This window comes from Limnobacter alexandrii (assembly GCF_005871185.1).
Lineage (GTDB): Bacteria > Pseudomonadota > Gammaproteobacteria > Burkholderiales > Burkholderiaceae_B > Limnobacter > Limnobacter alexandrii.
Genome location: NZ_SWKN01000010.1, coordinates 84,394 through 110,477, shown reverse-complemented (window position 1 = coordinate 110,477; position 26,084 = coordinate 84,394). Strand labels below are relative to the sequence as shown.

At 52.7% G+C, this 26,084-nt stretch carries 28 protein-coding genes; 18 read left to right on the top strand and 10 right to left on the bottom strand.

Annotated features, from left to right (window positions below; genetic code table 11):
* Positions 1-18: 18 nt before the first annotated feature.
* On the bottom strand, positions 19-948 hold the full coding sequence (ispH, locus tag FCS97_RS13580; protein WP_138518970.1) for a 4-hydroxy-3-methylbut-2-enyl diphosphate reductase: 930 nt from the start codon (positions 946-948) through the stop codon (positions 19-21).
* Positions 949-955: 7 nt separating this feature from the next.
* Positions 956-1,420, bottom strand: a complete 465-nt coding sequence (locus FCS97_RS13575; RefSeq protein WP_138518969.1) for an FKBP-type peptidyl-prolyl cis-trans isomerase — start codon at positions 1,418-1,420, stop codon at positions 956-958.
* A gap of 170 nt (positions 1,421-1,590) precedes the next feature.
* On the opposite strand from FCS97_RS13575, the gene gloA reads away from it, so the two are divergent.
* The 4 genes from gloA (at position 1,591) to rpmG (ending at position 3,404) form a co-directional block, all read left to right on the top strand.
* Entirely contained in the window at positions 1,591-2,127 is a 537-nt protein-coding gene (gene gloA, locus FCS97_RS13570; RefSeq protein WP_138518968.1) for a lactoylglutathione lyase, read from the top strand.
* A 42-nt stretch (positions 2,128-2,169) separates the two neighbouring features.
* Positions 2,170-2,853 carry a RadC family protein gene (gene radC / locus FCS97_RS13565; RefSeq protein ID WP_138518967.1) on the top strand — a complete coding sequence of 228 codons (684 nt, stop codon included), beginning with the start codon at positions 2,170-2,172 and terminating at the stop codon, positions 2,851-2,853.
* Between the two features lie 136 nt (positions 2,854-2,989).
* Positions 2,990-3,223 (top strand): 50S ribosomal protein L28, encoded by a 234-nt coding sequence (gene rpmB / locus FCS97_RS13560; protein WP_008253404.1) that lies wholly within the window; start codon positions 2,990-2,992, stop codon positions 3,221-3,223.
* 13 nt (positions 3,224-3,236) lie between these two features.
* A complete protein-coding gene (rpmG, locus tag FCS97_RS13555) occupies positions 3,237-3,404 on the top strand; it encodes a 50S ribosomal protein L33 (protein ID WP_008253405.1) in 168 nt (55 codons plus the stop codon).
* Between the two features lie 370 nt (positions 3,405-3,774).
* Here the strand turns inward: rpmG and FCS97_RS13550 are convergent, their stop codons facing one another.
* The 3 genes from FCS97_RS13550 to purN form a co-directional block, all read right to left on the bottom strand.
* Complete coding sequence (locus FCS97_RS13550; RefSeq protein ID WP_138518966.1) at positions 3,775-4,968, bottom strand: DesA family fatty acid desaturase; 1,194 nt, start codon at positions 4,966-4,968, stop codon at positions 3,775-3,777.
* A 132-nt stretch (positions 4,969-5,100) separates the two neighbouring features.
* Positions 5,101-6,447 carry an RsmB/NOP family class I SAM-dependent RNA methyltransferase gene (locus tag FCS97_RS13545; RefSeq protein WP_138518965.1) on the bottom strand — a complete coding sequence of 449 codons (1,347 nt, stop codon included), beginning with the start codon at positions 6,445-6,447 and terminating at the stop codon, positions 5,101-5,103.
* A gap of 17 nt (positions 6,448-6,464) precedes the next feature.
* Positions 6,465-7,106 carry a phosphoribosylglycinamide formyltransferase gene (gene purN / locus FCS97_RS13540; protein WP_138518964.1) on the bottom strand — a complete coding sequence of 214 codons (642 nt, stop codon included), beginning with the start codon at positions 7,104-7,106 and terminating at the stop codon, positions 6,465-6,467.
* A 104-nt stretch (positions 7,107-7,210) separates the two neighbouring features.
* Between purN and FCS97_RS13535 the strand changes: the two genes are divergently transcribed.
* The 6 genes from FCS97_RS13535 (at position 7,211) to FCS97_RS13510 (ending at position 14,466) form a co-directional block, all read left to right on the top strand.
* Entirely contained in the window at positions 7,211-8,167 is a 957-nt protein-coding gene (locus FCS97_RS13535) for a bifunctional riboflavin kinase/FAD synthetase (RefSeq protein WP_138518963.1), read from the top strand.
* A gap of 6 nt (positions 8,168-8,173) precedes the next feature.
* Complete coding sequence (gene ileS / locus FCS97_RS13530) at positions 8,174-10,969, top strand: isoleucine--tRNA ligase (protein ID WP_138518962.1); 2,796 nt, start codon at positions 8,174-8,176, stop codon at positions 10,967-10,969.
* A gap of 4 nt (positions 10,970-10,973) precedes the next feature.
* The gene (lspA, locus tag FCS97_RS13525; RefSeq protein WP_138519137.1) at positions 10,974-11,516 is read left to right on the top strand and encodes a signal peptidase II; all 543 of its coding nucleotides are present in this window, start codon (positions 10,974-10,976) and stop codon (positions 11,514-11,516) included.
* Between the two features lie 12 nt (positions 11,517-11,528).
* Entirely contained in the window at positions 11,529-12,776 is a 1,248-nt protein-coding gene (coaBC, locus tag FCS97_RS13520; RefSeq protein ID WP_138518961.1) for a bifunctional phosphopantothenoylcysteine decarboxylase/phosphopantothenate--cysteine ligase CoaBC, read from the top strand.
* A 13-nt stretch (positions 12,777-12,789) separates the two neighbouring features.
* Complete coding sequence (gene dut, locus FCS97_RS13515; RefSeq protein WP_171035320.1) at positions 12,790-13,242, top strand: dUTP diphosphatase; 453 nt, start codon at positions 12,790-12,792, stop codon at positions 13,240-13,242.
* Between the two features lie 72 nt (positions 13,243-13,314).
* A complete protein-coding gene (locus tag FCS97_RS13510) occupies positions 13,315-14,466 on the top strand; it encodes a GGDEF domain-containing protein (RefSeq protein WP_138518960.1) in 1,152 nt (383 codons plus the stop codon).
* A gap of 88 nt (positions 14,467-14,554) precedes the next feature.
* Here the strand turns inward: FCS97_RS13510 and clpA are convergent, their stop codons facing one another.
* Together clpA and clpS are read right to left on the bottom strand one after the other, a co-directional pair.
* The gene (gene clpA, locus FCS97_RS13505) at positions 14,555-16,879 is read right to left on the bottom strand and encodes an ATP-dependent Clp protease ATP-binding subunit ClpA (protein WP_138519135.1); all 2,325 of its coding nucleotides are present in this window, start codon (positions 16,877-16,879) and stop codon (positions 14,555-14,557) included.
* Positions 16,876-17,184 (bottom strand): ATP-dependent Clp protease adapter ClpS, encoded by a 309-nt coding sequence (gene clpS, locus FCS97_RS13500; protein ID WP_040513552.1) that lies wholly within the window; start codon positions 17,182-17,184, stop codon positions 16,876-16,878. The genes clpA and clpS overlap by 4 nt, the downstream gene beginning before the upstream one ends.
* Before the next feature lie 363 nt (positions 17,185-17,547).
* On the opposite strand from clpS, the gene FCS97_RS13495 reads away from it, so the two are divergent.
* Positions 17,548-17,769, top strand: coding sequence for a cold-shock protein (locus tag FCS97_RS13495; protein ID WP_008252332.1), 222 nt, complete (start codon positions 17,548-17,550; stop codon positions 17,767-17,769).
* Positions 17,770-17,849: 80 nt separating this feature from the next.
* On the opposite strand, the gene icd is transcribed toward FCS97_RS13495, so the two are convergent.
* On the bottom strand, positions 17,850-19,097 hold the full coding sequence (gene icd, locus FCS97_RS13490) for an NADP-dependent isocitrate dehydrogenase (protein WP_138518959.1): 1,248 nt from the start codon (positions 19,095-19,097) through the stop codon (positions 17,850-17,852).
* A gap of 161 nt (positions 19,098-19,258) precedes the next feature.
* Here icd and FCS97_RS13485 point away from each other — a divergent pair, with 161 nt between their 5' ends.
* Complete coding sequence (locus FCS97_RS13485) at positions 19,259-19,750, top strand: DUF192 domain-containing protein (protein ID WP_246066362.1); 492 nt, start codon at positions 19,259-19,261, stop codon at positions 19,748-19,750.
* A gap of 75 nt (positions 19,751-19,825) precedes the next feature.
* Here the strand turns inward: FCS97_RS13485 and sodB are convergent, their stop codons facing one another.
* Entirely contained in the window at positions 19,826-20,407 is a 582-nt protein-coding gene (gene sodB / locus FCS97_RS13480; RefSeq protein ID WP_138518958.1) for a superoxide dismutase [Fe], read from the bottom strand.
* A gap of 77 nt (positions 20,408-20,484) precedes the next feature.
* Positions 20,485-21,852, bottom strand: a complete 1,368-nt coding sequence (gene xseA, locus FCS97_RS13475) for an exodeoxyribonuclease VII large subunit (RefSeq protein WP_138518957.1) — start codon at positions 21,850-21,852, stop codon at positions 20,485-20,487.
* 299 nt (positions 21,853-22,151) lie between these two features.
* Here xseA and FCS97_RS13470 point away from each other — a divergent pair, with 299 nt between their 5' ends.
* The 6 genes from FCS97_RS13470 (at position 22,152) to adk (ending at position 26,028) form a co-directional block, all read left to right on the top strand.
* Positions 22,152-22,766 (top strand): MotA/TolQ/ExbB proton channel family protein, encoded by a 615-nt coding sequence (locus FCS97_RS13470; protein ID WP_138518956.1) that lies wholly within the window; start codon positions 22,152-22,154, stop codon positions 22,764-22,766.
* 11 nt (positions 22,767-22,777) lie between these two features.
* A complete protein-coding gene (locus FCS97_RS13465; protein WP_138518955.1) occupies positions 22,778-23,206 on the top strand; it encodes an ExbD/TolR family protein in 429 nt (142 codons plus the stop codon).
* Positions 23,203-24,276 carry a tetraacyldisaccharide 4'-kinase gene (lpxK, locus tag FCS97_RS13460; RefSeq protein ID WP_138518954.1) on the top strand — a complete coding sequence of 358 codons (1,074 nt, stop codon included), beginning with the start codon at positions 23,203-23,205 and terminating at the stop codon, positions 24,274-24,276. Before FCS97_RS13465 ends, lpxK begins: the two co-directional genes overlap by 4 nt.
* On the top strand, positions 24,257-24,433 hold the full coding sequence (locus tag FCS97_RS13455) for a Trm112 family protein (protein WP_138518953.1): 177 nt from the start codon (positions 24,257-24,259) through the stop codon (positions 24,431-24,433). Before lpxK ends, FCS97_RS13455 begins: the two co-directional genes overlap by 20 nt.
* Positions 24,434-24,439: 6 nt before the next feature.
* Positions 24,440-25,201: a 3-deoxy-manno-octulosonate cytidylyltransferase gene (kdsB, locus tag FCS97_RS13450; RefSeq protein ID WP_138518952.1), complete on the top strand. Its 762-nt coding sequence runs from the start codon at positions 24,440-24,442 to the stop codon at positions 25,199-25,201.
* 173 nt (positions 25,202-25,374) lie between these two features.
* On the top strand, positions 25,375-26,028 hold the full coding sequence (adk, locus tag FCS97_RS13445; RefSeq protein WP_138518951.1) for an adenylate kinase: 654 nt from the start codon (positions 25,375-25,377) through the stop codon (positions 26,026-26,028).
* Positions 26,029-26,084 lie beyond the last annotated feature (56 nt).

Genomic DNA, 26,084 nt, shown 5'->3' with positions numbered 1-26,084 from the left:
AAATTCAAACCCTGGGGTTCAAGCCCTGGGGTTCAAACCTTTAGGCATTGGAAAAGCAATGTTTTCCTCCACGCCTTCCATGTTACGAACCGACAAAGCACCCCACTCTTTCAAGCGCTTCACCACACCCTGAACCAAGTGCTCCGGGGCTGAGGCACCTGCTGTCAAGCCAATGTGTTTCACACCCTCAAACCAGCTTTTCTCCAGGCTGTCGGCATTCTCAATCAACTTGGCTGGCACGCCCAGTTTCTCTGCCACCTCGCGCAAGCGATTGGAATTGGAGCTGCTGGGGCTACCCACCACCAAAACCAAATCAACCTGGCGAGCCATGAATTTCACGGCATCCTGGCGATTTTGCGTGGCATAACAAATGTCCGCCTTCTTGGGCTCGCGAATGTCGGGATACTTCGCTTTCAGCGCCGCGATCACTTTGGAGGCATCATCCACACTCAAAGTGGTTTGAGTAACGAACGCCAGTTGCGTACCCGCTGCAATGTCCAGTTTGGCCACATCGTCCTCGGTTTCAACCAGATAAATACCGTCCTTCACCTGCCCCATGGTGCCTTCTACCTCAGGGTGGCCTTCATGGCCAATCATGATGATTTCACAACCCTGCGCACGCATTTTGCTCACTTCCACATGCACCTTGGTCACCAACGGGCAAGTGGCATCAAAGACCTTCAAGCCCAGGCTTTCCGCTTGGGTGCGAACGTCTTGCGACACACCATGGGCAGAAAAAACAACTGTGGAGCCAGTGGGTACATCTTCCAGTTCATCCACAAAAATTGCACCCTTGCCACGCAGGTCCTCGACCACCGTTTTGTTGTGCACAATTTCATGCTTCACGTAAATGGGCGAACCGAACTGCTGAAGCGCGCGTTCCACAATTTCAATGGCGCGGTCTACACCGGCACAAAAACCGCGCGGTTGGGCCAGGCTAATTTCCATACTCACCTCACAGCACCCCAATCAACTGCACTTCAAAGGTCAGTGCCTTGCCTGCCAAGGGGTGGTTAAAGTCGAACAAAATGTCATCTTCACGCTCTTCCACCACGGTGCCAGCAAACTGGCCACCATCGGGTGCGGGAAAATGCACAAACTCACCAGGCTCAAACGTGGTGCCTTCTTCAGCGTACTTCGACAACAATGCCTTGCTCACGGGGCGGTACAAATCGGGATTGGTGTCGCCGTAACCGCTACCGGCAGGCAAAGTAAATATGTCACGCTGCCCGGCCTGCATGCCGAACAGGCAACGCTCAAGCCCCTCAGCCAATTGGCCTGCACCAATGCTCAAGGTTGCGGGTTTGTCCTCGAAAGTGGACACAATCACCTGCTGGCTGTCAGCCAAGCGAATGCGGTAATGCAGGGTCACAAACGAAGATTCGTTCACCACGGGCTTGGGCTGTACTGCGTCAGTCATTTCAACATCCTGAATTCATTTCAAAAACGGCTCTATTCTACGCCTTTGGAAGCACTCAGGCAGCCCGACACGGGCGCGAATGGTTCGAGTTCAAGCTCACATTGTGGTAATAACATTCATGTGATTACTAAATATTCGCATTCAAAAACGAACCAAGGAGTTTGAACGCCATGACCTTCAACACAGAGAACCATCCCGGGGTCAGCCCCACGGCACCTGCGGCCACGCAAGGGTTTGTCTTGAACCACAGCATGTTGCGGGTGAAAGACCCCGCAGTATCACTTGATTTTTATACCCGTGTGTTGGGCATGCGGGTGCTCCGGAAACTGGACTTTCCCGAAATGAAGTTCTCGCTCTATTTTCTGGCCAGAGTCAATGAAACTGATGCAATCCCCGAAGATGAAGGCGCCCGTACGGCCTGGACATTCAGCCAGGCGGGCATTCTGGAATTGACCCACAACTGGGGCACAGAAAACGATCCCGAATTCAAGTACCACGATGGAAACCAGCAACCACAAGGGTTCGGACACATTTGTTTTTCGGTCCCCGATCTGGCAGCCGCAGTGCGCTGGTTTGACGAAAACCAGGTTTCGTATGTGAAACGCCCTGAGCAAGGCAAGATGAAGGATGTCGCCTTCATCAAAGACCCTGATGGTTACTGGATCGAGATTGTGCAGCCCTCCTTGTTGCACAAATTGGGAACTTGAACTGGCTGAAGGCCACTTAGTGGCTTTCCAACTCAATTCTTCATGAGCATACAAAGCTGGCCCAAACACGACCGCCCACGCGAGCGGCTGATCAAGCAGGGGGCACAAGCGCTTTCCGATGCCGAGTTACTTGCCATATTCCTTCGCACAGGCCTGCCTGGCAAAAGTGCAGTCGACTTGGCCCGTGAAATGATCACGCAGTTCGGTGGCTTACAAAACCTGAATCGTGTTTCGCTGGCGGAATGGGTTCAAATTCGTGGCCTTGGCGAAGCCAAATATGCGCAACTTCGTGCCTGCCTTGAAATGGCGAAACGCTGCCTGAATCATGAATTACGCGAGACACCCAACTCGCTGAGCACGCCTGACCAGTTTGAACAATTTGTGCGGGCTCAAATAGGCCTAAGCGACGTTGAAAACTTTTTGGTCATTGCCCTGGACAGCCAACTTAAAGTGCTTGACCACAAAATACTGTCCAGTGGAACGGTCAACAAAACCGCTGTTTTCCCGCGTGAAGTGCTTAAATTCGCCATACAAACCAATGCGCCACGCCTCATGGTGGCCCACAATCATCCCAGCGACTGCTGCACCCCCAGCAGCGCGGACGACCGCCTGACACGCGAGCTTTCAGCCGCCTTGGCCCTTGTTGATATAGACTTGGTCGACCATTTGGTTGTTGGTCCCACCTGTGGGTATTCGTACAGACTCAACAATCGCCCACCTTTTTGATTTTTTCCGCAAAAAAGGCTGGGCAAAACAATCGTAATTGGTTACAATCTTGGACTTCGCCGCAAATCCATGGCTTTTCAATTTATGCCGTGTGGTTTTGCAGATACACTAATTTGCTGAATTTTTTGGGGTCATCATGGCTCGCGTATGTCAAGTAACGGGTAAGCGCCCGATGGTTGGAAACAAAGTTTCCCACGCCAACAACAAAACAAAACGTCGTTTCCTGCCTAACTTGCAGTCACGCAAGTTCTGGGTTGAAAGCGAAAACCGCTGGGTTCGCCTGCGTCTAACAAACAACGCCCTGCGCACAATCGACAAGAATGGCATTGATGCCGTTTTGGCCGATCTTCGTGCACGTGGCGAAATCTAAGCAGGAGTAAATCATGGCTAAAGGTGGTCGCGAAAAAATCAAACTCGAATCTTCTGCTGGTACTGGTCACTTCTACACCACGACCAAGAACAAGCGCACGAAGCCCGAGAAAATTGAAATCATGAAATACGATCCAGTGGTTCGTAAGCATGTGTCATACAAAGAAACCAAGTTGAAGTAATTCAAACTACTTCGCTGTTTCTACAGAAACCCGCTACTGAAATTCAGAGCGGGTTTTTTGTTGGCCAGTGCTTCGGCGAGGCTTAATAGTTGATGTAGATGTGGCTTGGGTGATTTGCGGCAGCGTTGCATCATCCTGCCGATTCAAGATCAAGTCGCCCGCTTGATTCGCAGCGAGGGGCGATTGCGAAGCAAGCGATGCGAAGACGCTTTGGCGTTTCGCATGCCCTAAGCCAGAATCAAAAGCGGGGAATTCGACTTGGATCTTGGCAGGATGGGTAACGCTGCTGCAAAACACCACCTGCAAGCTACCCACAAAAAAAGCCGCTGATTCTCATCAGCGGCTTTCACAAATTGAACCAAGTTTCAAATTACGCCGCGTAACGACGAATCCGGATCGACATGTCTTCCAGCCAGCGAATACCGCTTTGCTCAGCACGCTCGCACCAGGCTTGCAGCTGAACCAGCATTTGCTCGCGGCTCAAATTGGTTTTTTCCCAAATCTGGCGAAGCTCAGTGCGCATTTCAACCAAAGTGTTGATCATCTTGGACTGGGCACACAATTGGGCCAACTCGGCACGCTGCACATCGCACAGCTTGCTCTCGTCGATCGACAGAAGCTTGGTGCCCTTGGACAACACCTTGCGCTCTTGAGCATTCGCCGCTTTTTGCTTCAAAGCAGCCACTTCAGAACGGAAAGCCTTGCGCATGGAACTGGCATAGCGCGCCATCACGTCGTAACGGTGGTTCACAACAGCCTGCACAGTCGTCAAGCTAAGTACTGGCTTGCTTTCAGAGGAAAACTTCGGCGATTCAGCCACTTTTTTCACCTTGGCCAGGCCAAGGAAACTGAAAATCTTGATGTACATCCAGCCAATGTCGAACTCATACCACTTGTTGCTCAACTTGGCCGACGTGGCGTGCGTGTGGTGGTTGTTGTGCAGCTCTTCACCGCCAATCAGGATACCGAGGGGTGAAATATTGCGGCTGGCGTCGGGGCAATCAAAATTGCGGTACCCCCAGTAGTGACCAATGCCGTTGATCACACCAGCGGCCAATACAGGGATCCACAACATTTGAATGGCCCAAATGCTCACACCGGGGAATCCAAACAAAATGAAACTAAGAACCAAGGTGAAACCCACGCCTTGCCATGGGAAACGCTCGTACACCTGAAACTCCAGCCAGTCACTGGGTGTGCCATGGCTGTACTTGGCTAGCGTTTCCTTGTTCTTAGATTCAGCACGGTACAACTCGGCACCACGCCAGAATACGGTTTTCAGGCCACGGGTTTGCGGGCTGTGGGGATCATCGGGTGTTTCACATTTGGCGTGGTGCTTGCGGTGGATGGCAGCCCAGGCGCGGGTGCTCATGCCGGTGGTCAACCACAACCAGGCGCGGAAAAAATGCGCCAACGCTGGGTGCACTTCCAGGGCACGGTGGGCCTGGCAGCGGTGCAGGTACACGGTGACCGCCACAATGGTGATGTGGGTCACAATCAGGGTGTAAATCACCATTTGGCCAATGCTGGCACCGGTAATGCCCGAGGTCAAAAATTCAATCATATTCACTAACTCTCAACAGGTCGTATTTCAAAGGTTACGGCCATCTCAATTTGCTTCTGAAGGAGCCGTATCATATTTTCAGTGTACAAGTGTACTTTTAAAGCCGGAACACATTTGGAATTTATATTCAGTTCAGGCTTTGGAACGTTGTAACACTGCTGCAAAGAAGCCATCGGATTCACCATCCTCAGGCCACAATCGAAGCATGTCGTCAGTCGTGTTCGCCTTGGCAGGCCGTTCTCCGGGGTTCAACACTTCAGTCCAGCGGCGAAGCCGGAATTCCGGGTGACTTTCCAAGAACGCATTGACAATGTCTTCATTTTCATCACGAAGAACACTGCATGTGATGTAAACAAGCCGACCATCGGGCTTTACCAACTTGGCTGCATGCTCGATGATGGATTTTTGCTTCGCGGTCAATTCTGCCAGACTCTGCAAGTTCTGTCTAAATTTAAGATCCGGGTTACGCCTTAAGGTTCCCATGCCGCTGCAAGGCACATCGGTCACCACACGGTCGGCCTTGCCGAAGTATTTGTTCAGGCGCGGGTCGGCTTCGTCGTTGATCACCATGGTGTAAAAGTTGCTCAAACCCGAGCGTGCTGCACGGGGCTTGAACTTCACCAAACGCTTCTCGGAAGTATCCAGTGCAACAATGCGGCCCGTGTTTTTCATCTGTGCACCGATCGCCAGGGTTTTTCCACCGGCACCAGCACAAAAGTCGATCACCAGGTCGCCGCGGCGCGGCGCCACAAGGCGGCTAACCCACTGGCTACCAGCGTCTTGTACTTCGAAATAACCCTCTTGGAACACTTCCGTTTTGCCCACGATTGGCTTGCCCACTGCGCGCAAACCTTCTGGCAAGCCCTCAATGGGGTTCACTTGAATACCCATATTGGTGAGTGCAGCCAGCAAATCAGTGGTGCTGGCCTTTACGGTATTCACGCGCAAATCCAGTGGTGCCGCACTGAGTACTGCTTGCGAAAACGACTCGGCGCGCGCCTGCCCGAACTGTTCGGCCAGCTTGGTGTAAAACCACTCTGGCAAACAAGTGCGTGCTTCCACACCCAGGTCATCTGCAGATATATTGATCACCCGGCTAAGCCATTCATTGTCAGCCTGTTTGCCAGCGGACCAGATTTGCTCGGGCGCCCCTGACCACAGCAAAGCCAGCTTGGCTTGGCGAACCACTGAGGGGCCTTCACCAGACTGTGCCAGGTGGTTGATCCGGTAGCGATAGCGCAACCAGCAATACACGGCCTCTGCCACCATGGGGCGGTCTCGCCCACCCAGCTCGGGATGGTCTTTGAAAAAACGGGAAATCGCCGCATCTGCCGGGCCTTCAAACTGGGCCAGCAAATCAATCAGCTGAGCCACAGTGCTCACCAGGCCATAACGCGATTGGGCGCCCTGGCGCTCTACCTTGGTTTCGCGCCGTTTTACTGGTTTTCTAAAGGGCGTGTTTTTAGTGGAGCCGACCATATTCTTGTATTTCCTGATTATTGAATTGCGTGAACCAGGGCTGAGGCCAAAGTGCCTTGCAGTTTCCCGTCCACCATTTTAATTTGCCCGCTGGCCAGCGCCGCCACAGCGCGGGGATAGATTTGATGCTCAAGGCCCAACACGCGAGTCGCCAGGCTGTCTGCCGTGTCTTCGGGCATCACCTTCAGCAGCGCCTGATCCACAATTGGGCCATGGTCCAGCTCAGGCGTTACCAAGTGAACAGTGACCCCGTGCACCCGCACACCGGCATCCAAAGCCTGCTGGTGGGTTTTCAGGCCCGGGAATGCTGGCAACAGCGAGGGGTGAATATTCACCAAACGCCCCAAGTACCGATTCACAAACCCCTCGGTCAGTACGCGCATGAAACCAGCCAGCACCACCCATTCCGGCTGATATTGATCGATCAAACCAGCCAAGGCCGCATCAAAGTCCTCGCGACTCGCATATTCAGTGTGGTCCAGAATGGCCGTATCAAGCCCTGCTGATTGCGCCAAAGCCAAACCAGCCGCGGCTGGGCGGTTGGAAATGACTGCACGAATTTGGTAGGCCCCGGTCTGTTTGGCGTGATCGATCAGGGCATTCAAGTTTGAACCTCGCCCCGAGATCAAAATGACGACGGAAGGTGTGGAATTTTGCATGGCGCGAGTTTATCACTGTGCGGGCGAAAAAGCCCTATTTTTCACCATACTGGCCTTATAATGACCGGTTGTTTTGCAACCACTAAAGAGCCGACACACTCGGTATGAAAATCATTCGCCGCCCCCGGCCACATACATTTGCCAAGGGCACTGCGCTCACCATTGGAAACTTCGACGGCGTTCACTCCGGCCATGCCGAGTTGTTCCGCCGGGTTGTGTCTGCGGCACGCGCACAAGGGTTGGTGCCCACTGTGGTTACACTGCAACCTCACCCGAAGGAATTTTTCAACCCGGCTTTCAAGCTTGACCGCATTTCAACGCTGCGCGACCGAATTATCGAGATGAAGCGCTGCGGCATTGAGCAAGTGTGCATTTTGCCGTTTGACAAGCACATGGCCAGCTTAAGCCCCGAGGCTTTTGTTCAGGAAGTATTGCTGAATCAGTTGAATGCCAAACAAGTGTGGGTGGGCGACGACTTTCGCTTCGGTGCCAAACGCGCCGGCGACTTCACCTCCCTGAAAGGCTTGGGTGAAACACACGGATTCACAGTCAACGACTTGGCCGAAGTTCAAAGCAATGGCAGCCGGGTTTCCAGTTCCAATATTCGTGAAGCCCTGAAGGCTGGCGACATTGCAAAAGCCACGCACATGCTTGGGCACCCACTGGTTTATTCCGGGCACATTGTTCACGGCAAAAAACTGGGCCGCACGCTGGGCTTTCCCACCATGAACCTGCGCATTGCAGGGCGAGCCAGCGCACTCACCGGTATTCTGGCCGTTTGGGTGCATGGTTTGGAGAAACACCCGCTGCCCGCAGTGGCCAGCATGGGTGTGCGCCCCACAGTTGAACAATCCGATCAAATTTTGCTGGAAACATTCATTCCAGACTGGCAAGGCAATGCCTACGGCAAGCTGCTGCGCATCGAGGTGTTGGCGCACATTCGCCCGGAACAACACTTCGATTCACTCGATACGATGGTTGAGCAAATGCACAAAGACACGGCGCAGGCCATGACTTTGCTGGCCACCAACCAACCCCAGATTTCATATACAGGCTGTTAACCCAAGATGGATTACAAAAATACACTGAACCTGCCCGACACCCCCTTCCCCATGCGCGGCAACCTGCCAGCGCGGGAACCAAACTGGGTTGAACAATGGTGCAAGGAAGACTTGTACAAGGCGATTCGCCAATCCAAAGCAGGCAAACCCAAGTTTGTACTGCACGACGGCCCACCCTATGCCAACGGCGATATTCACATTGGCCATGCGGTGAATAAAATCCTTAAAGACATCATTGTGAAATGCCGCTGCCTGGCTGGTTACGATGCGCGCTATGTACCGGGCTGGGACTGCCACGGCATGCCGATTGAAATTCAAATTGAAAAAACCATCGGCAAAGGCAAACCCACCCTGGAAGTACAAGAAAAAAGCCGGGCGTACGCCGCTGAACAAATTGAACGTCAGAAAAAAGACTTTATTCGCTTGGGCGTGTTGGCCGATTGGGACAACCCTTACAAAACCATGAATTTTGGCAACGAGGCAGACGAGTTGCGAGCCTTGGGCAAAATCATGGAAAAGGGCTATGTGTTCCGTGGCCTGAAGCCCGTGAACTGGTGCTTTGATTGTGGCTCAGCCCTGGCTGAAGCCGAGGTTGAATACAAGGACAAACAAGACATCGCAGTGGATGTGGGTTTTGCTTTCAATGCAGAGAGCCTCGAAAAACTTGCAGCCGCTTTCAATGTGCCACTGGCCACCCTGCAAGCCAAGCCTGGCCAATTGGTGATCTGGACCACAACCCCGTGGACTTTGCCTGCCAACCAGGCGCTGAACATGCACCCAGAACTGGTGTACAGCCTCGTGGACGTAGGCAGCAAATATTTGCTGCTGGCCCAAGAACGTGTGAAGCCCTGCCTTGAAAGTTATGAACTGGAAGGCTCTGAAATCGCCACCGCCAAGGGTGCGGCGCTTGAAGGCATTGCCTTTAAGCACCCCTTCTACGACCGCTTAAGCCCCGTGTATTTGGCCGACTATGTGAGCACCGAAACAGGCACCGGCATTGTGCATTGTTCGCCGGCTTACGGTGTAGACGACTTCTTGACCAGCAAAGCTTATGGCCTGAAAGACGCTGACATCATCAACCCGGTGACGGGCAATGGTGTGTATGCCGACTCTTTGCCCTTTTTCGGCGGATTGCACATTTGGAAAGCCAACCCGCTGATCGTTGAAAAAATGATTGAAACGGGAACGCTGGTTAAACAGGTGAAATTCGGTCACAGCTACATGCACTGCTGGCGCCACAAAACCCCCATCATCTACCGCGCCACTTCTCAGTGGTTTGCGGGCATGGATGTGCAAGCCAACGATGGCAGCGGAAGCTTGCGGGAAAAAGCACTGGCTGGCGTTGAGGCCACCGAATTTTTTCCGGCCTGGGGCAAAGCGCGCCTGCATGCGATGATCGCCAACCGACCAGACTGGACCCTGTCACGTCAACGCCAATGGGGCGTGCCCATGGCCTTTCTTGTGCACCGCGAAACTGGCGAACTGCACCCGCGCACACCCGAGCTGATCGAGACCATTGCGCAACTGATCGAAAAGCAAGGCATTGAAGCCTGGCAGCACGTCACCGTTGAAGAATTGATCGGTGAGGAAGCCAAGGACTACATCAAGAACCCGGATACACTCGATGTGTGGTTCGACTCGGGTACCACGCACGAAACCGTGCTGCGTGGCAGCCATGCCGATGAAAGCCACTTCCCTGCCGACCTGTACCTGGAAGGCTCTGACCAACACCGTGGCTGGTTCCATTCTTCACTGCTGACCAGTTGCATGATCAACGGCGTACCACCTTACAAAGCCCTGCTCACCCACGGTTTTGTGGTGGATGGCCAGGGTCGCAAAATGAGCAAATCCGTGGGCAACGTGATTGCGCCACAACAGGTGTCCGACAAAATGGGTGCCGAGATTTTGCGCCTTTGGGTGGCCAGCACTGATTACTCTGGCGAACTGACCATTTCCGACGAAATCTTAAAGCGTGTTGTTGAAAGCTACCGTCGCATTCGCAACACCCTGCGCTTTTTGCTGGCCAATATTTCAGATTTCGACTTCGCCACTGAAGCGGTTCCCACCGAGGAACTGGCCGAAGTAGACCAGTACGCACTCACGCTGCTTGCGAAATTACAAAGCGAGTGCGAAGCGCATTACGCAAAGTACGAGTTCCACCCCATCGTCAGCAAACTGCAAATTTTCTGTTCGGAAGATTTGGGCGCGTTTTACCTCGACGTGTTGAAAGACCGCTTGTACACCACTGGCGAGAATTCCAAGGCACGCCGCAGCGCGCAAACAGCGCTGTATCACATTACACATTCGCTACTGCGCCTCATGGCGCCTATTCTCAGCTTCACAGCCGAAGAGGCTCGTGAAGTGATGGGCAATGTGGAGCCATCCATTTTCTGCAATGAGTTTTACAAAGTACCCGCCGTGGCCAAGGCAGACGAACTGGGCACCAAATGGGCCGAACTGTTGGCGCTGCGCGCACGCGTGGTGAAAGAACTGGAAAACCTGCGCACCGATGGCAAAATTGGCTCATCCTTGCAAGGCACAGCCACACTTCATTTGCCAGCCAACCTTTACACTGCGGCCGCCAGTCTGGGCGACGATCTGAAGTTTCTGTTCATTGTTTCCAACATAGAAATTGCCCAAGCGGCCGAGGAGAAAATTGAAGTGGGTATTGCAGTAGGCGAGAAGTGCGAACGTTGCTGGCATGTGCGGCCCGACACAGGTGCCAACCCCGAACACCCCGGCATTTGTGGTCGCTGTGTAAGCAATCTGTTTGGCGAAGGCGAGGTGCGCAATCATGTCTAAACCCATGCCCAGAAAACCAGCGAAGGCAACCACAGCATTGAAGCCTCCACGAAAATCCATTCTTCCCTGGATCGGTTTTTCATTGCTGCTCATCTTGATCGATCAAATTACCAAGCTGTGGGTTCAATCTCGCCTTGATTTGGGCGCAGTCGTTGAAGTGACCAGCTTCTTCAATCTGGTTTATGTGCTCAACCCTGGCGCTGCATTCAGCTTTCTGGCCGACCAGGCGGGTTGGCAAAAGCACTTTCTTTCCGCTGTCGCGGTTATTGCGTCGATTGTCATTCTGTTCATGATGCGGTCATCGAGCCATCGCAAATTCGCGATGTTCTGCCTGGCATGCATTTTGGGCGGGGCAATTGGTAACTTGATTGACCGCGTTGCACACGGTGCAGTCATCGACTTCCTCGATTTTTATGTTGGCAATTACCACTGGCCAGCATTCAACGTGGCCGACATTGCAATTACCATGGGGGCAATCGGTCTGATTATTGATGAGCTGTTCTTCAACAAAGAACACAAAGCCGCCAAACCCGAAAAAAGCCAATAAGGTTTATAGCCCATGCGCCCAGTCGAATTGCCACAGCTTCCCGGTTTAAACCAACTGCGTGTGGTGTTGGGCGTGTGTGGCGGCATTGCGGCCTACAAGTCTGCAGAACTGGTGCGCCTGTTGATGAAACAGGGCTGCACAGTGCAGGTGGTCATGACTGAATCGGCAACCCAGTTCATCGCCCCGCTCACCTTTCAAGCACTTTCAGGCAAATCAGTGCACGTGTCGCAATGGCCTTCAGAATACAGTGCTCAAGGCAACGCCGACCGCGGCATGCCGCACATCGACATCAGTCGTAACGCCGATTTTTTGTTGATCGCGCCCTGCACTGCCAATTCACTGGCCAAATACGCACACGGGTTCGCTGACAACCTGCTGGACAACCTGGTGTTGGCCCGCAACTGCCCCATGGCCATAGCGCCAGCCATGAATGTTGAAATGTGGAACAACCCAGCCACACAGCGCAATGTTAGCCGGTTAGAAAATGATGGTGTGCATGTATTTGGTCCAGCGGCAGGCGAACAAGCCTGTGGCGAAGTGGGCAGTGGCCGCATGCTGGAACCCTTTGAAGTAGTGCTTGAGCTGGCCCGTGCAGTCAACCCCAAACCATTGGCTGGCAAGAAAGTATTGTTAACGGCTGGGCCCACATTTGAAGCCATCGACCCGGTGCGCGGCATCACCAACCGCTCCAGCGGAAAAATGGGATACGCCCTTGCACAGGCTGCCTGGTTCATGGGTGCTGAAGTCAATTTGGTCAGCGGCCCCACCGCCCTGCCCGCCCCCTATGGCGTGCGCATATTGTCTGTTCAATCGGCCAAACAGATGCATGCCGCTGTGTTCAGCCAAATTGAACAACAAGACCTGTTCATTGGTGTCGCCGCCGTGGCTGACTACGGGATCAAAAACCCCAGTGCGCAAAAGCAGAAAAAACAGCAAGATCAAGCTGCGGGTTTGCACATGGAATTCGAATTGAACCCAGACATACTGGCTGACGTTGGTGAGTTTGCAAGCACACGCACAAAGCCGCTGACCGTAGTGGGCTTCGCCGCGGAAACCGAAAATCTTGATGAATACGCGAGCCGCAAGCTGGACAGCAAAAAAGCCCAATTCATTGTTGGCAATCTTGCACAGCATGCACTGGGTGCCGACCACACCGAACTGACCATTTACAGCAAGAAACTGACACCCGAACACTTGGGCAGCATGGACAAGCTACAAGCTGCACAGGCCGCGCTGGCTTTTATTTCCAAACATTCCTGAACCCACACAAGCCATGAAAATTCAAGTTGAACTGAAAGTACTCGACCCACGAATGCAAGAACAACTGCCAGCCTATGGCACGCCCGGCAGCGCGGGCATTGACCTGCGTGCCTGCCTAAATGAGGCCTTGACCCTGCAACCAGGCCAGGCCGAACTCGTGCCCACTGGGCTTTCCATGTACATTGGCGACCCCAATTACTGTGCCACCATTTTGCCCCGCTCAGGTTTAGGACATAAAAAAGGCCTGGTGCTCGGCAACCTCGTGGGGCTGATCGATTCAGACTATCAAGGCCCGCTGATGGTCTCAGCCTGGAACCGCAGCCAAGTGCCCGTGACCATTGAGCCGATGGAACGAATTGCTCAGTTGGTCATATTGCCTGTCGCACATGCTGACTTCAAAGTGGTCAGCGACTTCACACCCAGTGAGCGTGGTGAAGGTGGTTTCGGCAGCACCGGAACCCGCTAAGGTTATCTGCACCGAAGGAACCTATTCATGCGGTTGTGCCACTGAGTGTCATTGTGAATTCTCAGGAAAACAATGGACTCAGGAGGCAGCAGGCCAGCCGCGAATAAAGGCAACACATGGTGGGTTCATTCAATCAAATACCTGCGTCCCTGCTCTGAAAAAACCCTCCGATATTTTTGGTTGATACTCTGCGCCATTCTGGCCATTGTGGCTGTATTCAACTACAGCAAAGTCCATCAAATTCAAGGTGATCTGGCCAAACGAAGATTGCTTGAAGTGTCCTTTCAAGACCTGATCGTGCAAAGCACAGCCTTGCATCACCTGGGCAACCAGCACACCTACGAAACCAAACTTGGCCTGGAAACGCGTGGCTATGGCTCGCCGCAAGAGTTGCTCAATCAACTCGCCGCCAGGTTGGCGGTGATCGAAGCCATCAACACCCACAACAAGCTGACTGAATCAGCAGCAAGCCTGCGCGAACATTTAATCGCGATGGATCAACAACTCGCAACACTTGGCAAACCCAACGCCCAAAGCATCGAACTCTGGTTTGTCGAGCTTGGAATATTCAATGCCACGTTGAAACAAAACGCTCAAGACAGCGATCAAAAAATCAATGAATTACAACGCAACAACTTAATACTCACATTGCTCGTACTGATTCACTCTGTGGGTTTTGTTGGCCTGACATTGTGGCGGCAATCCACCTTGCGCAGGCGGTTTGCGGTGGAGTTGCTACACCTTGGCAACCAGGCTCGCAGCGACGCGCTCACGGGTTTACTCAACCGCCGTGGCTGGCAAGAACTGAGTGACGCATACTTGAGAAAAATGAAAAGAGAAAATCAGTTGCACGGCAGTGTGGCCATCATTGACATTGATTACTTCAAGCAATACAACGACACCTATGGTCACGAGGCGGGCGATATTCGTCTTCGCGAGTTTGCTGAAACGCTTCGAACCAACTTCAGGCCAGGCGATCTGATTGCCCGTATCGGAGGCGAAGAATTCGCAGTACTTCTACCCCACTGCACTGCCGACGACACGCAAAGAATTGTGGACAGAATTCGGCTTAACGGCAATTGCAAAGTAGGGTTTTCAGCTGGAATTTGCGACATCGCCCACACTGGAAGCATTGAGCGCACCATGGCGCAAGCCGACCATGCACTGTACCAAGCCAAGAACAAGGGCAGAAATCGAAGTTGCCTTGGCAAGGTAAACGCATAAAATCCCAAGCCACCAAATGCAAAAAAGCCTGAGTATCCACGAAGGAAATACTCAGGCTCGGGTCTGGCTTACTGCCAATCGTTAACGATTAATCGATCGCAACCTCAGTGCCGCTTTCTGACTCCTGACCGGAAGAACCCTCATCGAAAGTCAGTGACACCTGGTCGTTTTCTACATCGTGATCTACTGTTACCTTGCCGCCGCTCACCAGTTTGCCGAACAACAACTCGTCAGCCAAGGCTTTGCGGATGGTGTCTTGAATCAGGCGTTGCATGGGGCGAGCACCCATCAAGGGATCGAAGCCTTTCTTGGCCAGGTGCTTGCGCAACTCATCGGTGAACACCGCATCCACTTTCTTCTGATGCAGTTGCTCTTCAAGCTCCATCAGGAACTTGTCGACCACGCGAAGAATAATTTCTTCGTCCAGCGCACGGAAGGAAATCACTGAATCGAGACGGTTGCGGAATTCCGGGCTGAACATGCGCTTGATGTCTTCCATCTCGTCGCCCTGCACCTTCGATTCCATGAAGCCAATACCACGCTTGGTCAAAGCCTCTGCCCCCGCATTGGTGGTCATAATGATGATTACATTGCGGAAATCTGCCTTGCGACCGTTGTTGTCGGTCAGCGTGCCGTTGTCCATCACCTGAAGCAGGATATTGAATACATCGGGATGCGCTTTTTCAATTTCGTCGAGCAGCAACACGCAATGCGGCTTCTTGGTGATGGCTTCGGTCAACAGACCGCCCTGATCAAACCCAACATAACCGGGGGGCGCACCAATCAAGCGGGAAACCGCGTGGCGTTCCATGTATTCCGACATGTCAAAACGCAGCATTTCAATGCCGAGAATAAAGGCCAACTGCTTGGCCACCTCGGTTTTGCCCACACCGGTGGGGCCGCTGAACAGGAATGAACCAATTGGCTTGTCTGCCTTACCCAATCCCGCGCGCGACATTTTGATCGCATTGGCCAGTGCTTCAATGGCCGGGTCTTGACCAAACACAGTGGCCTTCAAATCGCGATCAAGCGTGGCCAGCTTATTGCGGTCGTCAGTGTTGACGGACTGCGGCGGAATGCGGGCAATTTTTGAGACGATGTCTTCAATATCGCCTTTGGTAATTGTTTTGCGCTGTTTGCTTTTTGGCAAAATGCGCTGCGCAGCACCTGCTTCATCGATCACGTCAATGGCCTTGTCGGGCAAATGGCGATCATTGATGAACTTGGCCGACAACTCAGCAGCAGCCGAAATAGCAGCGCTGGAGTATTTCACACCATGGTGATCTTCGAATCTGCTTTTCAAACCACGCAGAATTTCAATGGTTTGTTCCACAGTGGGTTCAGACACATCAATTTTCTGGAAACGACGAGAAAGCGCATGGTCTTTCTCGAAAATGCCACGGTACTCGGTAAAGGTGGTTGCGCCGATACACTTAAGCTGCCCTGAAGACAAGGCAGGCTTGAGCAGGTTGGATGCATCCAGTGTGCCGCCCGAGGCAGAGCCAGCGCCAATCAGGGTGTGAATTTCGTCAATGAACAACACCGAATCCGGATTGGCTTTGAGCTGCTTCAACACCGCTTTCAAGCGCTGTTCGAAATCGCCGCGATACTTGGTACCGGCCAACAACGCCCCCATGTCCAGGGAATGCACCTGGGCTGAGCCAAGAATTTCAGGCACATCGCCTTGCACAATTCTCCAGGCCAAACCCTCGGCAATCGCCGTTTTGCCCACACCTGCTTCACCCACCAACAGGGGATTGTTTTTCCGGCGACGGCAAAGTACTTGAATTACACGCTCTACCTCTTGCTCTCGACCAATCAGCGGATCAATTTTTCCTTCCTTGGCCAGTGCGTTCAAATTCTGGGTGTACTGGTCAAGTGGTGACTGTTTGTCGCCCACGGTTTGAGTGGACTCTGCTTCCTGTTCCTGATTCTCGTTTTGAGAATTCTCGGGCTTCGGTGCTGGTGCCTGCGGTGTTTTGGTGATCCCGTGTGAAATGTAATTCACCACATCCAGGCGGGTAATGCCCTGCTGGTGCAGGTAGTAAACCGCATGGGAGTCTTTTTCACCAAAAATGGCCACCAACACATTGGCGCCCGTCACTTCTTTCTTGCCATTTGATGTGCTTTGAACATGCATGATGGCGCGCTGAATGACCCGCTGAAAACCCAGGGTGGGCTGCGTATCAACTTCATCCTGGCCAGACACCACCGGGGTGTTGTCCTTGATGAAGTTCTGCAGGTTCTTGCGAATTTCCTCAACATCGGCGGAGCATGAACGTAGCACCTCGGCCGCTGAAGGATTGTCCAGCAAGGCCAATAGCAGGTGCTCTACCGTGATGAATTCATGCTTTTGCTGACGCGCGTCAACAAATGCCATGTGCAAACTTACTTCCAACTCTTGCGCAATCATGTTTCCTCCATCACGCACTGCAGCGGGTGTTGATGCTGCTTTGCGAATCCGCATACCATTTCGACCTTTGTCGAGGCGATGTCCTTGGGATATACCCCACAGACCCCTTTTCCCTCTCGATGCACTTTCAGCATGATCTGGGTGGCCTGTTCCCTTCCCTTTCCAAAAAACTTCTGCAAAACAATCACGACGAACTCCATGGGGGTGTAGTCATCGTTCAAGAGCACGACTTGATACATCGGGGGCAGCTTCGCTTTTTGCGTCTGCGATTCCAGTACTGTTGATGGATTGTTTTGCGAACTCATAACTTCATTGTAATCACTTCTAAGGGGCACGCAACAAGGATTAGAGAGCAATACACTGCCTTTATTCAAGGCTAGAAATTTTTCCTGAAAATTCAATCGGGAACATCTCAAAAATTATGCAAACCCGCTCTCAAATTTGCAATCGAATCCCCTTGGGGTCAATCACCCGAAAAGCCTGAATTATTTAAATGTAGACAACCCCTGTCTATTACAAGGGGTAAACCCTTAAAAAATGTATCTATTGTATGGTTGACCACGGATCAAACACGTCAAAGAATAGAAGGCAAGCTGGTTCAGACTGGCGAGTTGTCGGAAAGTTCGTGCGTTCCGATCGAAGTATTGTTTTTTGAAGGAGGTTTCGCGATGGCGACCGGCACCGTAAAATGGTTCAATGATGCAAAGGGTTTTGGTTTTATCACTCCAGATCAAGGGAGCGATGAACTGTTCGCCCACTTTTCAGCAATCCAGGCATCTGGATTCCGCACACTCAAAGAAGGTCAGAAAGTGACTTTTGAAGTGGTGGATGGACCAAAAGGTAAGCAGGCTCAGAACATCTCTGTGATGGACGCAACCAGCGCCGCCTGATAAGTAAAATAATCAAACCACCGATTAAGAAAAAAGCCGGCCCCAAGCCGGCTTTTTTCTTGGGGCAAACAAATATTGCCTTACATGTGGTCGATCATCACTTGACCGAAACCGGAGCAGCTCACCTGTGTGGCACCGTCCATCAGACGCGCAAAGTCATAGGTCACTTTCTTGGAAGAAATGGATTTCTCCATGGAAGTGATGATGAGATCGGCCGCTTCAACCCAACCCATGTGACGCAGCATCATTTCCGCCGACAGAATTTGTGAACCTGGGTTCACGTAGTCTTTGCCAGCGTACTTGGGTGCAGTGCCATGAGTGGCTTCAAACATCGCGATTGAATCGGACAGGTTTGCGCCTGGCGCAATACCAATACCGCCCACCTGGGCTGCCAATGCATCAGAAATGTAGTCGCCGTTCAAATTCATGGTGGCAATCACACTGTATTCAGCTGGACGCAGCAGAATCTGCTGCAGGAAGGCATCAGCGATTACATCTTTGATCACGATGTCGCCGTGCGCAGCCTTGATCTTCATCCAGGGGCCGCCGTCGAGCAATTCGGCACCAAATTCGTTCTTGGCCAAAGCATACGACCAAGCTGCAAATGCGCCCTCGGTGTACTTCATGATGTTGCCTTTGTGAACAATAGTCACTGAAGGCTTTTTGTTGTCGATGGCGTACTGAATGGCCTTGCGGAACAGGCGCTCGGTGCCCTCTTTGGAAATAGGCTTGATGCCAATACCGGAAGTTTCGGGGAAGCGAATCTTGCTCACGCCCATTTCCTCACGCAAAAACTTGATCAGCTTTTTGGCTTTGTCAGTTTCTGCTTCGTATTCAATACCCGCATAGATGTCTTCCGAGTTTTCACGGAAAATCACCATGTCGGTTTTGTGGGGCTCTTTGACCGGGCTTGGCACGCCGGCAAAGTAACGCACAGGGCGCAGGCAAACATACAAGTCCAGTTGCTGACGCAAAGCCACGTTGATGGAACGAATACCGCCGCCCACTGGCGTGGTCAAAGGGCCTTTGACAGACACCACATATTCTTTCAACACTTCCAGGGTTTCTTCGGGCAGCCACACGTCGGGGCCGTACACCTTGGTGGACTTCTCACCCGCGTAAATTTCCATCCAGCTGATCTTGCGCTTGCCGCCATATGCCTTGGCCACAGCAGCGTCGACCACGTCGATCATCACTGGTGTAATGTCAAAGCCAGTGCCATCGCCTTCGATGTATGGAATGATGGGTTGATCGGGTACGCTCAACGAGTAATCACTATTGACCGTGATTTTTTCGCCGACTGATGGGACTTTAATATGTTGGTACATGGTCTCTCCGCTGCTTCTCTGGTGTGTTAGAGGGAACACTCTAGTGTATCCCTTCACTACGAAAATCACAATTATTTCGCAATATGAAATTGCATTCCTTATTGCGCCAAGACGTATAATAACGCCATCTTCTTTCAGTTCTCTGACAGGAACCAGTTTTCATGCACTTTGATCTCATCAAGAAATACCGCAGCGCTTTTGTTATGGCTGTGGCGACAGCGGCGCTGGGCTTGGCTGCCTGCGCAAGCAATGCAGCCGGACCGGCGCAAGCGCGATTGCCAACTGTGCAAATTCGAGTGGGTGAACATGCCGTGAAAGCGGAGCTGGCCAACACCGTTCTAAGCCGTCAAATCGGGCTGATGAACCGAAAAGAACTGGGCAAGAACTCGGGTATGTTGTTTGTATTCAAACGCAGTGAAACACAGTGCATGTGGATGAAGAACACACTGATTGATCTGGATGTCGCCTTTGCTGACGTCAACGGCACAATTCTGAATATCGAACACATGAAAGCAGGAACTGCCGACATTCACTGCTCGGCTGGCGATGCCAAACTGGCGCTGGAAATGAACCGGGACTGGTTTTCGACACTGGGCATTAAGGCAGGTGAACAGCTGCACATACCCCAACAGGCCATGGAAACCCTGGAATAGCAAACAAAAAACCGGCCCTGAGTTGCGCAATCTGCACAAGCCAGGGCCGGTTGTCGCATTCAGATTTCGAACAGATCAGCCTTCAAAATTCTTGGATGCAAATTCCCAGTTCACTAGGTTCCAGAATGTTTCAATGTACTTGGGGCGGGCATTGCGATAGTCGATGTAGTAAGCGTGCTCCCACAGGTCGCAGGTCAACAGCGGCTTGTCCTGGGTAGTCAAGGGTGTTGCCGCATTGCTGGTGTTTACAATGTCGACTGAACCGTCGGCTTTTTTCACCAACCATGTCCAGCTGGAACCGAAGTTACCGATGGCGCTTTTGGTAAAAGCTTCCTTGAATGCATCAAAGCTGCCAAATTTGGCATTGATGGCATCCGCCAACTTGCCTGTGGGCGCACCGCCACCATTGGGTGACAGGCAGTGCCAATAGAACGTGTGGTTCCAGATTTGCGCCGCATTGTTGAACACGCCGCCTGTCGACTTCTTGACGATGTCTTCCAGGCTGGAGTTTTCAAACTCGGTGCCTTTGACCAGGTTGTTCAGGTTGGTCACATAAGCAGCGTGGTGCTTGCCGTAGTGGTATTCCAGTGTTTCTTTGGAAATATGGGGAGCAAGCGCGTCCATCGCGTAGGGCAATTCGGGCAGTGTGTGTTGCATATCAGTATCCTCTCTCACTTCAATCAATACGAAAACTTCAGCTTGGGGCAAAACCCAGCATTTCAACCCCTTTGATTCTATCTTGAATTTTTGACGTCCTCATTGAAGGGTCCGCGCAGCTCCGTTTTCTCGCGCACATTCACTAAAATTTCACCGTCTGCCAGCGTGGCGCGCAAGGCATCGCCTGTTTTCACATCCGTCACGGAGCGAACCACCGTGCTTCCGTGCTGCGGCTGCAAGAATGCGTAACCACGCTCAAGGGTTCGTTGAGGGGAAACTGCCTCAACCACCGAGCCGAGACGACCCAGGCGGGAATCGAATGCGGCAATATTCTTTCGCTGTGCTGAAAGAAGTGCGTTTTCAAGAAACTGGGCGCCTCGGTTCGCAGAACTTTGAGCTGCGCCCATTTCAAGCGACATGGCGTCCCACAAGGCCTGAACAGAATTGGTTTGTTGCGCAAGGCCGCGCTCAACCAGCCTCGGCAGGCGGCCAGCAGCCGCGCCCAAACGTGATTCAAGTGAATTCAGGTAGGCCGTGGGTGTCAGCAAACCAAGTTCTGCTCGATCCACACGTTGAACCCACATTTGGGCACGGTGGCGCAGGGCCTTGCGCAAGCCTGTGTGCAAACCTTGGATCTCGGCCAGCAATTCACGCGTGGGCCTGCTGATCAACTCAGCAGCCGCAGTTGGCGTTGCTGCGCGCAGGTCTGCGGCAAACTCGGCCAAGGTCACATCGGTTTCATGGCCGACACCAACCACGATCGGTGTTTTACAAGTTGCCACGGCGCGAACAACCGCCTCAACGTTGAAACTCCAAAGATCCTCCAGGCTGCCGCCCCCGCGGCACAGCACCAACGCTTCATGGCCAGCGGCATCGGCTTTTCGCACGGCCTCAATAATTTGGGCTGCGGCCTGCTCGCCCTGAACCGCCGTGTGGTAAACAGCGTACTGCACATGGGGTGCACGCCTGGCCAAGGCCTGTTTGACATCGGCAAGTGCTGCAGCCTGCAGGGATGTAATCACCCCAAGATTGAATACCACAGAGGGAAGTGGGCGCTTGCGTGCGGAGTCGAACAAACCTTCCTGGGTCAATTTGTTTTTCAGTTGCAAATACTGCTCATGCAAATTGCCCTGCCCGGCCTTCTTGATCACATCAACGATCAACTGCAACTCGCCCCGTTGTTCATACATGGCCAGTTGGGCAAGCACCTCGACTTTGTCACCCACTGCGGGAAAAAATCCTGCAAGAACATTGCGTTGACGAAACATCACGGCCTTCATTTGTGCAGCCTCGTCTTTCAGGGCCAAATACCAATGCCCGGAAGAAGCGCGGGTAAAGGACGCCACCTCGCCCTGAATCCGGATTGAACCAAATTCATTTCGCAGGTGATCATTGAGGTGCCGCGCAAGCTGGCTGACCGAGAAAACTGTTTTTAAGTCAATCATTTATCGACCAAATTGGCAAAAAACCGGAACATTTCCACAGGCGCTAACAAAAAGCTACTTTCTGTGCAACATGCCTGAAATACAAGAAAATAAACACAAGCCACTGATATAAAAAGGAAAAAACAACAAAATACGGTACACAAAAAGTTCATTTTTCTCACAAGCAACTGATTATTCGGAATTTTGAGAGGCTTTTCCCCAAAGTTATCCACAATGAACAAATATGTCGGCTTTTGCGTAATTTGTGTAATGTTGGTTTTTTCGCTAGAGTCGCTGTCTTACTGAATAGGAGTCTACTTGTGTGGTCAATCATTTCTGCGGCGGGCTGGCCAATTTGGCCTTTGATTTTTGGCTCGGTGGTCGCATTGGCAATCGTGTTGGAGCGCGTTTGGGCCCTGCGTAAAAAAGAATTGATCCCCGAGAACCTGGTGACCGACGTTTGCAAAACCCTGCCCCAATTCAAAGACCGGCAAAACATTGCTCGACTGGAAGCTCATAGCGCGCTCGGCAGCCTTATGGCTGCTGGGCTTTCCGCGTTCTACAAAAACGAGGACATTGAAACCGCAATGCAGGACAAATCAGTCGGGATTCAAAACACGCTTGAAAAACACCTGGACGTGTTATCCATGATTGCCAGCGCAGCGCCTTTGATGGGATTGTTGGGCACCGTGATCGGGATGATCGAGATTTTTGCCGTTCAAGGCTCTGGGGCCCAAACGCCAGAAGCCATTGCGGCCGGTATTGCGGTTGCCCTGTACAACACAGCCTTCGGCCTGATCGTGGCCATTCCAGCCCTGGTCGCCTATCGACTGTTCCGGATCCGGATCAACAGCCTGCTCGAAGACATGGGAAACTCACTGAAACCTTTTGAAGACCTGCTGAAACAACACGCCAACTCGCGCAAAGCAGGCTAAGGGGCGGGGCATTGAGAATCAAGCGAACAACAAGCATTGAAGCACCCGACATCAATCTTATTCCGCTGATTGATGTGCTTTTGGTCATTGTCATCTTTTTGGTGGTGTCCACGACATTCATGCAACCCAGCCAGTTGGAAGTTGACCTGCCGGGCACGCAAAGCGCCAGCGAAGACACCACGCCACCGGAGGCACTTCGAATTCGGGTGGGGCGAGATGGGAACTACGCACTGGGCTCGCAAAGTGTATTGACCGAAACCCAGCTGCGCACCGAACTGAGCAAGGTTTTGTTAACCAAACCCGCAGGCGAAGAACGCAGAGCTGTTGTTGAAGCCGACGCAGCCGCCACACACCAGTCTGTGGTACTGGTGATGGACATGCTGGCCTCCCTGGGCGTTGCCAGGGTGTCAATTGCCACCGCAGGTGGCAAGGCCCCATGACTACCAGAGATCGCAAAGCGCGAATCGAATCGGCCTTGCTTCAAATTTGGTACGGCGGGCAAACGCCGGGGCTTTTCACAGGCTTGACTCTGAAGGCACTTGAGGCTGTTTACAAGGGCCTGCGTTGGGCCTCGGGGCAAAACCGCAAGACGCGTGCTGCAAAAAAGACATGCCTGCCACCTGTGTTGGTCGTCGGCAACCTGATTGCCGGGGGTGCAGGAAAAACGCCCATCGTGATGGCAGTTTGCCAACATGTGGCGGCACGAGCAGGCAAGGTAGGCATCGTCAGCCGTGGTTATGGACGACGATCAACAAACACCCCGATATTGATTGATCCGGCCCACAGTTCGCCAGACGCTGGCGATGCAGGCGACGAGCCCCTTTTTTTAAGCCGTGAAACCGGTTGCCCGGTGGCGGTTTGTGCAGACCGAAACCAGGCAGTGCAACTTCTCTTGACGCACTATCCGGATTTGGATCTGATTGTTTCTGACGACGGTCTGCAACACCACCGCCTTGCCCGGCAAATTGAATGGGTTGTGTTTGATCGACGCGCCCATGGCAACGGCCGCATGTTGCCTGCGGGGCCGCTGCGCGAACCACTTTCCAGGCTCAACACGGTCGAAGCTGTGTTGTGCTCCAATATTTCTCCCGAAGCCCTGAGCAAGGCCCTGAACTGGCCATGCGGAGACGACTGGCACGCCATAGAAGTGCAATTGGTCGGCTTCAGGCAACTGAGCTCCGAACATGTCCTGACCATTGAACAAGCCAGGGAACAATGGAAATCACTGACCTTGGCAGCCTTCACCGGCATTGCTGACCCAAACAAACTATTTGATGCAATTCAATCTGCAGGCCTGAATCTTGATGCAAGCCGGGGCCTTCCGGACCATTTCAACTACCCGGACGACTTTTGCACGCAGTTCAACCAACAGGTGCTGATCACAAGCGGCAAAGATGCCGTAAAATTGAATGATTCAAACCCCAAAGTGTGGGTGGCCGAGATCAGCGTTAAATTGCCCCCTGCCCTGACACAAGCCCTAGAGGATTGCATTGGACCCACAATTGATTGACATTCTGGTTTGCCCCATTTGCAAAGGGCCACTTGAAAAGCGCCCAAGCGACGGCTATCTGGTGTGCAAGGCAGACAAACTTGCGTTTCCCGTGCGGGATGGTATTCCCATCATGCTGGTGGACCAGGCTGAACCCATTTCAACCTCCAACAGCTAAGCTTCCATGTTCAAAGCCGTGATCCCGGCCCGCCACGCGTCGACTCGCCTGCCCGGCAAGCCTTTGCTCGACATTGCAGGCAAACCCATGGTTGTTCGCGTGGCCGAACAGGCCTTGAAGTCGGGTGCCGACGAAGTCTTGGTGGCCACTGACCACCCGGACATTGAATCGGTGTGCAAAACCCATGGTTTGCAGGTCGTAATGACCCGCGGTGACTGGCCAACGGGCACCGACCGGATTGCAGAAGTGGCACAAATCAGAGGCTGGACCGACGACACGGTGGTGGTGAATGTACAGGGCGATGAACCCCTGATTGACCCCGCATTGATTGACCTGGTGGCCAAAGCCTTGCTGGACGATGCGCAAGACATTGCGACTTGCGGGCATTCAATTGACAACTGGGAAGAATTCAAAAACCCGAATGTGGTCAAAATTGCCATGCGTGAAGACGGTGAAGCGCTTTACTTCTCCCGGGCACCCATTCCTTACCCGCGGGATGCTTACGCTAATGAATCCTGGCCCACCGGTGCGCCAGTGGGCCAACTGGGCATTCGCCACATTGGCCTGTACGCCTACCGCGCCCGCTTTCTCAAGGTCTATCAAACACTGCCCCCAGCCCGAATTGAAGTGCTTGAATCACTTGAACAACTCAGGGCGCTGGCCAATGGCTTTCGTATAAAAGTGTGTATGATTCAGGATGCCCCGCTTCCCGGGGTAGACACTGTACAAGACCTGGAAAAAGTCAGGGCATTGTTCGGGTCTCGTTAAGGCTGAACGACCATGAAGAAATATTCGAGCCTGCCCGTGGGTAAGTTTGCTGCAAGTTGACGCACCCATAATCGCAAAGGCCTCGAATAAGAAAAAACGGCCAAAAATATTGCCTGTTGTAAACGACGCATCTTGTACAACAGGCCAGCGGATTTAAAACTCTTGAGGCGACTATGCGTTTAATTCTATTGGGAGCGCCCGGTGCTGGCAAAGGCACGCAGGCGACATTCATCAAGGAAAAGTTTGGTATTCCCCAAATTTCCACTGGCGACATGCTGCGTGCTGCTGTAAAAGCGGGCACGCCCTTGGGCATCGAGGCCAAGAAAGTCATGGACAGTGGTGGCCTGGTTTCAGACGAGATCATCATCAACCTCGTGAAAGAGCGCTTGAAAGAATCCGACTGCGCCAATGGCTATTTGTTTGATGGTTTTCCCCGCACCATTCCACAAGCCGAGGCCATGAAAGAGGCTGGCGTGAAAATTGACTTCGTGCTGGAAATTGATGTGCCCCACGATGCAATCATCGATCGCATGAGCGGCCGCCGTACTCACCCGGCATCAGGTCGCACTTATCACGTTAAATTCAACCCGCCCAAACAGGAAGGCATTGATGACGTGACGGGCGAGCCTTTGGTTCAGCGTGACGACGACAAGGAAGAAACAGTCAAGAAACGCCTGGACGTGTACGAGAAGCAGACACGCCCCTTGGTGGATTACTACGGCCAATGGGCTGCAACGGGCGATGCCAGTGCACCGCAATACCGCAAAATTGCAGGTGTTGGCAGCGTGGAAGAAATCAAAAGCCGTGCTTTTGATGCATTGAAGTAAAAGTAATGCACGGCTGCAGCACCGTTCAAAGGTGCTGCAAGCTTGCACAACACACC